The sequence below is a fragment of the Streptomyces sp. NPDC018019 genome (genome assembly GCF_044327805.1).
In the GTDB taxonomy this organism is placed as follows: Bacteria; Actinomycetota; Actinomycetes; order Streptomycetales; family Streptomycetaceae; genus Streptomyces.
Window position 1 is genome coordinate 160,632 of the sequence record NZ_JBIRGD010000008.1, and the last position, 12,098, is coordinate 172,729.

Sequence of the window (12,098 nt, forward strand, 5' to 3'; positions counted from 1 at the left end):
CCATGACCGAGCACAGAGCTCCGGCCGCATCCGCCGCCGGGCGGGGCACGCCGGCCCGCCGCACCGCCATACGGGCCGCCGCCACCGGGACACTCGCCGCCGCCCTCCTCGGCCTCGCGCCGCAGAGCGCGCTGGCCGCCGCCCCCGCACCGCCGCCCGCACCCGCCGCCTCGGCCGTCACCGCGGCACGCGCGGCGGCCACCGCGCCGGACACCCTCGCGACGCTCTCCCGGTTCTTCGCCCGCGACGGTGCGGTCGCCGCGGCGAAGGCGCAGCCGCGGATCGAGGGCCGGACGGTGCCGGTGTACGTGCTCTCGCCCGACTTCGTACGGGGCAAGGCCGGGGCGCCGGTCTCCCGGCTGGAGTTCCTGGCCAGCACGGCGGTCTCCGCCGACGGGCGGAAGGCGTCCGTGTGGACCGCGCCGACCGGTGGTGCCTGGAAGGTCGTCAACATCGCGACCGGCGACGACGAGGCCCGTTTCAGCGCGGCGGGGGACGGCGGCACGGTCTTCCAGGAGCCGCAGATCAACGCCTGGTACGAGCAGCGCGGCGACCGCGTCCGGCCGCTGGACGCCGAGGCGCGCAAGGCCGTCGGCGCGGGCGGCACCACCGTCGCCGCCTACCAGAAGCGCGTCGCGAAGGCGTACGGCGACAAGCTGCCCGGCTCCGCGTACGACCGGCGCGGCGAAGCCGGCGGATACGGCCCGGAGGCGGCCGGCGCGGGCGACGTGGCCGCCCGGGCGGCCACGGACGGGCAGCCCGTCGCGGCCGGTGCCACGACGGGGGACAGCAGCGGCCCGGTGACCGCCGCCTCGGCCGTGGCGGGCACCGCCGCGCTGCTCGCCCTCGGCCTGTCCGGAGCCGCGGCGCTGCGCCGGCGCCACAGCCGCTGAGACCCGCCCCGGGAGCCCGCCGGGCCCCGGGACCGCACCGGCCCCGACGGGCCCGCCCGTCCGGGCCGGTGCCCCGTGTCCGCGCCGCGCACCCGGCGGCGCGGACACCCGCGCCGCGCCACGGGCGCACGCGCCCGCCGCCGCCCGCTGTCACCGCCCCCAAGTAGGGTGGGCAGCATGGCAGACCCCAGCAGTTACCGACCCAAGCCGGGACAGATCCCCGACTCGCCCGGGGTCTACAGGTTCCGTGACGAGCACCGCCGCGTCATCTACGTCGGCAAGGCCAAGAGCCTGCGCCAGCGCCTGTCCAGCTACTTCCAGGACCTGGCCAACCTCCACCCGCGTACGCGCACGATGGTCACCACCGCGGCCTCCGTCGAGTGGACCGTCGTCAGCACCGAGGTTGAGGCCCTCCAGCTCGAATACACCTGGATCAAGGAGTACGACCCGCGGTTCAACGTCAAGTACCGCGACGACAAGAGCTATCCGTACCTGGCCGTCACCCTCAACGAGGAGTATCCGAGGGTCCGGGTCATGCGCGGCGCCAAGAAGAAGGGCGTGCGCTACTTCGGCCCGTACGGCCAGGCGTGGGCCATCCGCGAGACCGTCGACCTGATGCTGCGCGTCTTTCCCGTACGGACCTGCTCCGCCGGGGTCTTCAAGCGCTCCGCGCAGATCGGCCGCCCCTGCCTGCTCGGCTACATCGGCAAGTGCTCGGCCCCCTGCGTCGGCCGCGTCACCCCCGAGGAGCACCGCGAACTGGCCGAGGAGTTCTGCGACTTCATGGCCGGCCGCACCGGCGCCTATCTCCGCCGCCTGGAGAAGTCCATGCAGGAGGCGGCCGAGGAGATGGAGTACGAGCGGGCCGCCCGGCTGCGCGACGACATAGACGCGCTGCGGCGGGCGATGGAGAAGAGCGCCGTGGTGCTCGCCGACGCCACCGACGCCGACCTGATCGCGCTCGCCGAGGACGAGCTGGAAGCGGCCGTGCAGATCTTCCACGTCCGCGGCGGCCGGATCCGCGGCCAGCGCGGCTGGGTCACCGACAAGGTCGAGAACGTGGACAGCGCCGCCCTCGTCGAGCACGCCCTCCAGCAGCTCTACGGCGAGGAGAGCGGCGACGCCGTACCGAAGGAAGTCCTGGTCCCGGCGCTGCCCGACCCCGTCGAACCGGTCCAGCAGTGGCTCACGGAGCGCCGCGGCTCCGGCGTCTCGCTGCGCATCCCGCAGCGCGGCGACAAGAAGGACCTGATGGCCACCGTCCAGCGCAACGCCCAGCAGGCGCTGGCCCTGCACAAGACCAAGCGCGCCTCCGACCTGACCACCCGCTCCCGCGCCCTGGAGGAGATCGCCCAGGCCCTCGGCCTGGACTCGGTGCCGCTGCGCATCGAGTGCTTCGACATCTCCCACCTCCAGGGCGACGACGTGGTGGCCTCCATGGTCGTCTTCGAGGACGGCCTGGCCCGCAAGAGCGAGTACCGCCGCTTCCAGATCAAGTCCTTCGAGGGCCAGGACGACGTCCGCGCCATGCACGAGGTCATCGGGCGCCGCTTCCGGCGCTACCTCCAGGAGAAGCAGCAGACGGGGGAGTGGGAGGAGGAGACGCCCGCCGGGGGCGGGGGCCCGGCGTCCGACGGGGAGGACGCGCCCGTGGCCACCGGCCCCACCGACGAGGACGGCCGGCCCAAGCGCTTCGCCTACCCGCCCCAGCTGGTGGTCGTGGACGGCGGGCAGCCGCAGGTCGCCGCCGCCCGGCGGGCCCTGTCCGAGCTGGGCGTCGACGACGTGGCCGTATGCGGCCTGGCCAAGCGCCTGGAAGAGGTCTGGCTGCCGGACGAGGACGACCCGGTCGTGCTGCCCCGCAGCAGCGAGGGCCTCTACCTGCTCCAGCGCGTCCGTGACGAGGCCCACCGCTTCGCCATCGCCTACCAGCGCAACAAACGGGGCAAGCGCCTCAGGACCGGGCCCCTGGACAGCATCCCCGGGCTCGGCGAGAGTCGCCGCCAGGCACTGCTGAAGCACTTCGGATCGGTCAAGCGGCTGCGGGCCGCCCGGGTCGAGGACATCTGCGAGGTGCCGGGCATCGGCCGCAAGACGGCCGAGACCATCGCGGCGGCGCTGGCCGGAGCGGCCCCGGCCGCCCCGGCGGTGAACACCGCCACGGGAGAGATCATTGAGGATGACGGGGCCGCACCGGCCGCGTTGTCATCGGAACGGGGGCTGGAACGATGAGCGGCAGCACAGAGCAGCACAGGCACGACATGCGGGACGCACAGGACACGCGGCACCCCCGCACGACCGAGGAAGACGGTGCACAGGTGAGTACGGGCACGATGCGCGAGGCCGCCCAGGGCGAGAGCGCGGCCATCCCCGAGCTGGTGATCATCTCGGGCATGTCCGGAGCCGGCCGGAGCACGGCCGCCAAGTGCCTGGAGGACCTCGGCTGGTTCGTCGTCGACAACATCCCGCCCGAGCTGATCCCGCCCATGGTCGAGCTGGGCGCCCGCTCGCAGGGCAACGTCGCACGCATCGCCGTCGTCGTGGACGTCCGCGGCCGGCGCTTCTTCGACAACCTCAAGGAGTCCCTGGCCACGCTCGACGCGCAGAACGTCAAGCGCCGCATCGTCTTCCTGGAGTCCTCCGACGAGGCCCTGGTGCGCCGCTTCGAGTCGGTGCGCCGCCCGCACCCCCTCCAGGGCGACGGCCGCATCGTGGACGGCATCGCCGCCGAGCGCGACCTGCTGCGCGAGCTGCGCGGCGACGCCGACCTGGTCATCGACACCTCCAGCCTGAACGTCCACGAGCTGCGCGCCAAGATGGACGCCCAGTTCGCCGGCGAGGAGGTGCCCGAGCTGCGGGCCACGGTCATGTCCTTCGGCTTCAAGTACGGCCTGCCGGTCGACGCCGACATGGTCATCGACTGCCGCTTCATCCCCAACCCGCACTGGGTCCCGGAGCTTCGCCCGTACACCGGCCTGAACGACGAGGTCTCCGGCTACGTCTTCGGCCAGCCCGGCGCCAAGGAGTTCCTGGACGGCTACGCGGAGCTGCTGCGCATCGTCGCCGAGGGCTACCGCCGCGAGGGCAAGCGGTACGTGACCATCGCGGTCGGCTGTACGGGCGGCAAGCACCGCAGCGTCGCCATGTCCGAGAAGCTCGCCCACCGCCTGGTCTCCGAAGGCGTCGAGACCGTCGTCGTCCACCGGGACATGGGGCGCGAATGACCGCCCGTCCCCTGCGGCTGCGCCGGGTCCGCAAGCTGGTCCCGGGCAGCCGCTCCGGCAGGGGCGCCACGCCCAAGGTCGTGGCGCTCGGCGGCGGCATGGGCCTGTCCGCCTCGCTGGCCGCGCTGCGCCGTATCACCGGCGACCTGACCGCCGTCGTCACGGTCGCCGACGACGGCGGCTCCAGCGGGCGGCTGCGCGACGAGCTGGGCGTACTGCCGCCCGGCGACCTGCGCAAGGCGCTGGCCGCGCTGTGCGGGGACGACGACTGGGGCCAGACCTGGTCCCGGGTGATCCAGCACCGCTTCACCAGCGAGGGCGAACTGCACGACCACGCGGTCGGCAACCTGCTCATCGTCGCCCTGTGGGAACAGCTCGGCGACCACGTCCAGGCCCTGGACCTGGTCGGCAAGCTGCTCGGCGCGCACGGCCGGGTGCTGCCCATGTCCGCCGTACCGCTGGAGCTCCAGGCCCTGGTCAAGGGGCACCACGAGGACCGGCCGGAGGAGATCAGCACGGTCCGCGGCCAGGCCACGGTCGCGCTCACCCGCGGCGAGGTGCAGTCCGTGCACGTCGTCCCCGAGGACCCGCCGGCCGTGCCCGAGGCCGTCGCCGCGGTGCGCGACGCCGACTGGGTGGTGCTCGGCCCCGGCTCCTGGTTCTCCTCCGTCATCCCGCACCTGCTCGTGCCCGAGCTGCGCGAGGCGCTGGAGGAGACCCAGGCCCGGAAGGTCCTCTCGCTGAACCTGGCGCCGCAGCCGGGCGAAACCGATGGCTTTTCCCCGCAGCGTCATTTGGAGGTTTTGGCCCGACACGCCCCTAAACTCGCCTTCGACGTGGTGCTGGCCGACCGGGCCGCCGTGCCCGACATCGAGAGCCTGACCGTCGCTGCCAAGCAGCTCGTCGGCAGCGAGGTCGAGCTGGCGGCGGTCGCCGCGCCCGGCAGCCCCTGCGGCACGGCGGAGACCCACAAGGGTGCCGCCCGGCACGACCCGGAGCTGCTGGCCGCCGCGTACGACCGTATTTTTCGGATGCATGGAAGGATCGGCCCATGGCGATGACGGCAGCGGTGAAGGATGAAATCTCCCGGCTCCCCGTCACCCGGACCTGCTGCCGGAAGTCGGAGGTCTCGTCGATCCTGCGGTTCGCGGGCGGTCTGCACCTGGTCAGCGGGCGCATCGTGATCGAGGCGGAGCTGGACACGGGCATCGCCGCCCGGCGGCTGCGCAAGGACATCCTGGAGATCTTCGGCCACTCCTCCGACCTGGTGGTGATGGCCCCCGGCGGCCTGCGGCGCGGCAGCCGCTACGTCGTACGGGTCGTCGCCGGCGGCGACCAGCTCGCCCGCCAGACCGGCCTGGTCGACGGCCGCGGCCGGCCCATCCGCGGCCTGCCCCCGCAGGTCGTCTCCGGGGCCACCTGCGACGCCGAGGCGGCCTGGCGCGGGGCCTTCCTCGCGCACGGCTCGCTCACCGAACCCGGCCGCTCGTCCTCCCTGGAGGTCACCTGCCCGGGGCCCGAGGCGGCCCTCGCGCTGGTCGGCGCGGCCCGTCGGCTCGGTATCGGGGCCAAGGCCCGCGAGGTGCGCGGCGTGGACCGGGTCGTCGTCCGTGACGGTGATGCGATTGGCGCGCTGTTGACGCGCCTCGGGGCGCACGAGTCCGTACTGGCCTGGGAGGAACGGCGGATGCGGCGCGAGGTCCGGGCCACCGCCAACCGCCTCGCCAACTTCGACGACGCCAACCTGCGCCGGTCGGCGCGCGCCGCGGTCGCCGCGGGGGCACGGGTCCAGCGGGCCCTGGAGATCCTCGGCGAGGAGGTCCCCGAGCACCTCGCCGCGGCCGGCCGCCTGCGCATGGACCACAAGCAGGCGTCCCTGGAGGAACTGGGCGCCCTCGCCGACCCGCCCCTGACGAAGGACGCGGTCGCCGGCCGCATCCGCCGCCTCCTGGCCATGGCCGACAAGCGCGCCCAGGACCTGGGCATCCCCGGCACGGAGTCGAACCTGTCGGAGGAGATGGCCGACGGCATGGTCGGCTGAAAGCGCTTGAGCGCGCGCCTGAGCCGATGACTGCCACCTCCCCGCAGCCGGGGTACGGGCCCGGCCCTCCGGACTTCGTCCTACGGTCCGCCCCCTCCCGCCGTAGGGCGACGGACGGCCGGTGGGGGCAGGCGTCCCCCCACCCACGCCGCGGCAGACTGACACGTACGGGAGGGCTCGGGACCGGAGGACGGAGTCTGTAGGGCCCGGGACCGTCCCCCTGTCGGCAGCCGCCTCCCCGCACCCGGGTACGGGACCGGCCCTCCAGACTCCGTCCTGCGGTCCGCCCCCTCCCGCCGTAGGGCGACGGACGGCCGGTGGGGGCAGGTGTCCCCCCACCCACGTACGTGTCAGCCTGCCGCGTACAGGAGGGCTCGGGACCGGAGGACGGAGTCTGTAGGGCCCGGGACCGTACCCCTGCCGGTAGCCGCCGATCCGCGCCCGCGTACGGGACCGGACCTCCAGACTCCGTCCTACGGTCCGCCCCCTCCCGCCGTAGGGCGACCGACGGCCGGTGGGGGCAGGCGTCCCCCCACCCACGCCGCAGCAGACTGACACGTACGGGAGGGCTCGGGACCGGAGGACGAAGTCTGTAGGGCCCGGGCCCGCGCCAAAGACGTCGACGCGCCGCCACGGGCGGAAAACCGTAGGCGGTCCACTCCGGCCAGCCCCTAGCCTGCGACAAATGAACACATTACGGATTGCACCGATGCGTGCGGACGATCTCGCGTCGGCGGAGCGAGCCTCGACGCGGACCGGGTCACCCGCAGAGCCCGCGACCCGGAGCCCGAGCTGCGGCCCGCCGCTGCCGCTCGGCGGTGGAGCGACCGGATGCGCTACTACCTGGACATCGACCCGGGCGGCTGCTGGATCGCCGTGGACCCGGACGCCGATACGGACGCCGACGCCAACGGCGTCATCGGCTTCGCCGTCTCCCGGAACCGCGACAACCTCTGGTACCTCGCCACCTATGGCGTCCTGCCCGGCCACCAGGGCCGGGGCATCGGCAAGCGCCTGCTGGACGCCGCCCTCGCGCACGCCGACGGGCGCCCCGGCCTCTTTTCCTCCAGCACCCACCCCGGCGCCACCCGCCGGTACCGCCTCGCCGGTTTCTCGCTCCACCCGCAGATGCAGATGGTCGGGACAGTCGACCGGTCCGCCCCGCCCGCGGTGGACGGCCTCCGGGACGGCGGTCCGGACGACTTCGCGTGGATGGACCGGCTGGACCGCGATCTGCGGGGCGCCGGACACGGCCTCGACCTCGGCCACCTGCTGGCCGCCCACCGGCTGGTCGTCTCCCGTCACCGGTCCCGGCCGGGGTACGTCTACGTGGACGACCGGGGGCGGGCCGTGCTGCTGGCCGCCGCGCGTGCCGACACCGCGCAGCGGCTGCTGTGGGAGGCCCTGGCCGCGTCGTCCGGGGACACCCTCGTCAACTGCATCACCACCCCCAACGAATGGGCGATCGACGTCGGCCTCGCCGCCGGGCTCGCCATCGGCCAGGAGGGGTACATCGCCGTTCGCGGGATGCCCGTCCCGGCGCCGTACCTGGCGGACGGCCACTTCCTGTAGGCCGTACGGGCACCGTCCCGTACGGCCCCCCGCTTTCGGCCACGGGCCGTATTGACATGATCATGCAGCGTCACCAGTCTGGCGAGCGCCCATCACGAGGTGGACGACGGCAAGGGGGGCTCATGAGACGCAAGGCGAGATCCTTACTCGCGGCAGCGGCGTTGCTGCTGGGCGGGGTGGCGGGGGTGCCGGCCGCGCAGGCGCAGGCGAGGGACGGTGGGGGAGGAGACCGGGACGCCATCGCGACCTGGACCGGCGAGGTCACCGCGGCGCAGGTGCCGCTGCTGCTGAAGGCCGGCGTGGACGGCCACGAGCTGGGCGCGCAGGTGCCGAGGACCGGTAAGGGGCAGGTGGAGGTGCAGCTCTCCGCCGCCCAGGCGGCCGCGCTGCGCCGGCAGGGTGTCGAGCTGACCCGCAGGATCGTTTCCCCGGAGACGCAGCGCAAGCTCAGGGCCCAGGGCGACCGGGTCTTCCGGCCGTACACGGGCAGCAACGGCCTGATGAAGGAGATGATCGACACCGCCCGGTTCCACCGGAACCTCGCGAAGGTCGTCAGCATCGGCAAGACCGTCAAGGGCCGCGACATCCTGGCCCTGAAGCTCACCGGGAACGCCGGCACGACCGAGGACGGCGCCAAGCCCGCCGTGCTGTACCTGTCCAACCAGCACGCCCGGGAGTGGATCACCCCCGAGATGACCCGCCGGCTGATGCAGTACTACCTGGCCGGGTACGGCAAGGACCCGCGGCTGACGAAGATCCTCGACACCACCGAGCTGTGGTTCGTGCTCTCCGCCAATCCCGACGGCTACGACTACACCTTCGAGAGCCCGCAGAACCGGCTGTGGCGCAAGAACCTGCGGGACAACAACGGCGACGGGAAGATCACCCCCGGCGACGGCGTCGACCTCAACCGCAACTTCTCCTACAAGTGGGGCTACGACAACGAGGGTTCGTCCCCCAAGCCGGCCAGTGAGACCTACCGCGGCCCGGCCGCCGCCTCCGAGCCGGAGACCCGGGCGCTGGACGCCTTCGAGAAGCGCATCGGTTTCCGATACGCCGTCAACTACCACTCCGCCGCCGAGCTGATCCTCTACGGCGTCGGCTGGCAGGTGGCCACGCCCACCCCGGACGACGTCCTGTACCGGGCCCTGGCCGGCACCCCCGAGAAGCCCGCGATCCCCGGCTACCGCCCGCAGGTCTCCTCCGAGCTCTACACCACCAACGGCGAGGCCGACGGCCACGCCGCCAACGTCAACGGCATCCCCATGTTCACCCCGGAGATGTCGACCTGTCAGACCGCGTCGAACGCCGACCCCGACGACGAATGGGAGGCCGCCGACTGCCGGTCCGTCTTCACCTTCCCCGACTCCGAGAAGCTGATCCAGGCGGAGTTCGAGAAGAACATCCCCTTCGCCCTCTCCGTCGCCGAGAGCGCCCGGCGCCCGGACCGGCCCGTCTCGTCGGTGGGCATGACCGCGCCCGACTTCACCCCGCACGCCTTCACCACGTCCTACGCCCGCGGCGAGGACCAGCAGGTCGCCGTCACGGCGCGCAAGTCCGTGCGCGACAAGGAACTCGTCTACCGCGTCAACGGCGGGCAGCGGCACACCGAGGAGCTCGAAGCCTGGGAGGGCGGCGAGACCTACGGCGGCGAGGACAACCTCCACTTCGACCAGTACCGGGCCTCCGTCGAGGGTGCCGATCCGGGCGACCGGGTCGAGGTGTGGTTCACGGGCCGTACCCGCGAAGGCAAGCCGACCAGGAGTGAGTCCTTCACCTACACCGTCGCCGAGCGGCCGCGCGCCGACACGCTGGTCATCGCCGAGGAGGGCGGCACCGCCCCCGCGCGGCACACCGCCGCGTACACCGAGGCCCTCGCCGCCAACGGCCACCGTGCGGCCGTGTGGGACGTCGCCCGGCGCGGCACCCCGGACGCGCTCGGCGTGCTGAGCCACTTCGAGAAGGTCGTCTGGTACACCGGCGCGGGGCGCCCGGGCGGCGCCACTCTGCTGGCCGTACGCGACTACCTCAACGAGGGCGGCAGGCTGCTCACCGCCGGTGAGCAGGCGGGCGGCAGCGCCGTGGTCGGCCGGGCGGTGAGCGACGACTTCAGCCAGTACTACCTGGGCGCCGGCAGCCGGGTCGCCGTGAAGTCGCCGCCCGCCTTCCAGGGCGCCGGCAAGCTGGCCGGGACCGAGGTGAAGCTCGGTGACGCGCCCGGCAACCCGCTGGACGCCGCGGGCACCCACTCGGTGATCTCCGACGAGCTGCCACCGGCCACGTTCCCGCAGTTCGCGAGCGCCGCGGCCGGTACCTACCCGGGCGTACGGACGCCGTTCCAGCCGTACGAGGGCGACTGGTACGCCGCCGCCCCGCACCGCGACGCCTCCTGGATGCGGCTGGCCAGGACCGTGGACCTGACGGACGTGGCCGCGAGCGCCCGGCCCACTCTTCGGTTCATGCTCAGCCACGACACCGAGACGGGCTACGACAACGCCGTCGTGGAGGCACACACGGTCGGCAAGGACGACTGGACGACGCTGCGTGACGCGAACGGCGGTACCGGCACCGACGTGCCCGCCCAGTGCGGCCAGGGCTACTACCTGGATGCCCACCCCTTCCTCCGGCACTACCTGACCCGGACCGGCACGCAGTGCCGCAACACCGGCACCACCGGCGCGTGGCACCGCTTCACGGGGGGCTCGGACGGCTGGCGGCCGGTCTCCGTGGACCTGTCCGGCTACGCCGGGCAGCGGGTCGAGCTGGCGGTCTCCTACGTCACCGACCCCAGCACCGGCGGCCGCGGCGTCTTCGCCGACAACACGCGGCTCACCACCGGCACCGGCGGCGAGCCCCTGGAGGGCTTCGAGACCTCCCTCGGCCCCTGGACGGTCCCCGGCCCGCCCGCCGGCAGCCCGGCCGCCACGGGCGACTGGATCCGCTCCAAGGAGCTGTTCCGCGCGGCCGGCGCGATCACCACGCGTAACACCGTCCTGCTGGGCTTCGGCCTGGAACACGTACAGACCGCCGCGGAACGGGCCGAACTGACCGGCGCGGCGTTCGAGGCGCTCGACGACTGACCGCGCTCCTACTCTCTCGGCGAACAGGGCGGCCCAGGGCCCCAGAGTGGGCCCGGGCCGCCCCTGTCAATGTCACGTACGTCTCGTATTGGGGGTAGGGTCGGAGGCGGTCGGGGACATCCCATACAGCTCGCCGGTGGTGAACCGGCGCACCAACGAGGAGATCGGTTCGTGACGATCCGCGTAGGCATCAACGGATTCGGCCGCATTGGTCGCAACTACTTCCGCGCGCTCCTGGAGCAGGGTGCGGACATCGAGATCGTCGGTGTCAACGACCTGACCGACAACGCCACCCTGGTTCACCTGCTGAAGTACGACTCCATCCTGGGTCGCCTCAAGCAGGACGTCAGCCACACCGACGACACCATCACGGTCGGCAACCAGACCTTCAAGACGATGGCCGAGCGTGACCCGGCGAACCTCCCCTGGGGTGAGCTGGGCGCCGACATCGTCATCGAGTCGACCGGCATCTTCACCAAGAAGGCCGACGCCGAGAAGCACATCAAGGCCGGCGCCAAGAAGGTCCTGATCTCCGCGCCCGCCAAGGACGAGGACATCACGATCGTGATGGGCGTCAACCAGGACAAGTACGACGCGGCCAAGCACCACGTCATCTCCAACGCCTCCTGCACCACCAACTGCGTGGCGCCGATGGCCAAGGTTCTCGACGAGAACTTCGGCATCGTCAAGGGCCTGATGACCACGGTGCACGCGTACACCAACGACCAGCGCATCCTGGACTTCCCGCACAAGGACCTGCGCCGCGCCCGCGCCGCCGCGGAGAACATCATTCCGACCACGACCGGTGCCGCCAAGGCCACCGCGCTGGTCCTCCCGCAGCTGGAAGGCAAGCTGGACGGCATCGCCATGCGCGTCCCGGTCCCCACCGGCTCCGTGACCGACCTGGTCGTCGAGCTGGACCGCGAGGTCACCAAGGACGAGATCAACGCCGCCTTCCAGAAGGCCGCCGAGGGCCAGCTCAAGGGCATCCTGGAGTACACCGAGGACCAGATCGTCTCCTCGGACATCGTCAACTGGCCGGCGTCCTGCACCTTCGACTCCTCCCTGACCATGGCGCAGGGCAAGAGCGTCAAGATCATCGGCTGGTACGACAATGAGTGGGGCTACTCCAACCGCCTGGTGGACCTGACCACCTTCGTCGGCGGTCAGCTCTGACATCCGCCTGATCCAGGCCAGGGCACGTAGCTGTGCGGACGGGGCTCGTAGGGCGCACGGAAGCGCCGTACGGGCCCCGTCCCATGACCGACCTACGCAACGGAGTCACTTC

General features: G+C 72.5%; 8 protein-coding genes. All 8 read left to right on the forward strand.

All coding sequences use genetic code 11. The features are described from left to right. Positions 1 to 2 precede the first annotated feature (2 nt). A complete protein-coding gene (locus ACH4FX_RS16010) occupies positions 3 to 893 on the forward strand; it encodes a hypothetical protein (protein WP_398479226.1) in 891 nt (296 codons plus the stop codon). Between the two features lie 177 nt (positions 894 to 1,070). Then, positions 1,071 to 3,125: an excinuclease ABC subunit UvrC gene (gene uvrC, locus ACH4FX_RS16015; RefSeq protein ID WP_398479228.1), complete on the forward strand. Its 2,055-nt coding sequence runs from the start codon at positions 1,071 to 1,073 to the stop codon at positions 3,123 to 3,125. A gap of 29 nt (positions 3,126 to 3,154) precedes the next feature. After that, positions 3,155 to 4,117 (forward strand): RNase adapter RapZ, encoded by a 963-nt coding sequence (gene rapZ, locus ACH4FX_RS16020; protein ID WP_398479494.1) that lies wholly within the window; start codon positions 3,155 to 3,157, stop codon positions 4,115 to 4,117. Then, positions 4,114 to 5,178 carry a uridine diphosphate-N-acetylglucosamine-binding protein YvcK gene (gene yvcK, locus ACH4FX_RS16025; RefSeq protein WP_398479230.1) on the forward strand — a complete coding sequence of 355 codons (1,065 nt, stop codon included), beginning with the start codon at positions 4,114 to 4,116 and terminating at the stop codon, positions 5,176 to 5,178. The genes rapZ and yvcK overlap by 4 nt, the downstream gene beginning before the upstream one ends. Further along, the gene (whiA, locus tag ACH4FX_RS16030; RefSeq protein WP_003987139.1) at positions 5,169 to 6,158 is read left to right on the forward strand and encodes a DNA-binding protein WhiA; all 990 of its coding nucleotides are present in this window, start codon (positions 5,169 to 5,171) and stop codon (positions 6,156 to 6,158) included. Before yvcK ends, whiA begins: the two co-directional genes overlap by 10 nt. A gap of 831 nt (positions 6,159 to 6,989) precedes the next feature. Then, complete coding sequence (locus ACH4FX_RS16035; RefSeq protein ID WP_398479232.1) at positions 6,990 to 7,730, forward strand: GNAT family N-acetyltransferase; 741 nt, start codon at positions 6,990 to 6,992, stop codon at positions 7,728 to 7,730. A gap of 122 nt (positions 7,731 to 7,852) precedes the next feature. Beyond that, positions 7,853 to 10,810, forward strand: a complete 2,958-nt coding sequence (locus ACH4FX_RS16040) for a M14 family zinc carboxypeptidase (RefSeq protein WP_398479234.1) — start codon at positions 7,853 to 7,855, stop codon at positions 10,808 to 10,810. A gap of 171 nt (positions 10,811 to 10,981) precedes the next feature. Next, complete coding sequence (gene gap / locus ACH4FX_RS16045; protein ID WP_398479236.1) at positions 10,982 to 11,986, forward strand: type I glyceraldehyde-3-phosphate dehydrogenase; 1,005 nt, start codon at positions 10,982 to 10,984, stop codon at positions 11,984 to 11,986. The last annotated feature ends 112 nt before the right edge of the window (positions 11,987 to 12,098 follow it).

Excerpts from the sequence above, each read along its gene's own strand:
- ACH4FX_RS16040 (WP_398479234.1), top strand. The coding sequence starts at position 7,853 with ATGAGACGCAAGGCGAGATCCTTACTCGCGGCAGCGGCGTTGCTGCTG.
- whiA (WP_003987139.1), top strand. The coding sequence starts at position 5,169 with ATGGCGATGACGGCAGCGGTGAAGGATGAAATCTCCCGGCTCCCCGTC.
- ACH4FX_RS16035 (WP_398479232.1), top strand. The coding sequence starts at position 6,990 with ATGCGCTACTACCTGGACATCGACCCGGGCGGCTGCTGGATCGCCGTG.
- ACH4FX_RS16010 (WP_398479226.1), top strand. The coding sequence starts at position 3 with ATGACCGAGCACAGAGCTCCGGCCGCATCCGCCGCCGGGCGGGGCACG.
- uvrC (WP_398479228.1), top strand. The coding sequence starts at position 1,071 with ATGGCAGACCCCAGCAGTTACCGACCCAAGCCGGGACAGATCCCCGAC.
- yvcK (WP_398479230.1), top strand. The coding sequence starts at position 4,114 with ATGACCGCCCGTCCCCTGCGGCTGCGCCGGGTCCGCAAGCTGGTCCCG.
- rapZ (WP_398479494.1), top strand. The coding sequence starts at position 3,155 with ATGCGGGACGCACAGGACACGCGGCACCCCCGCACGACCGAGGAAGAC.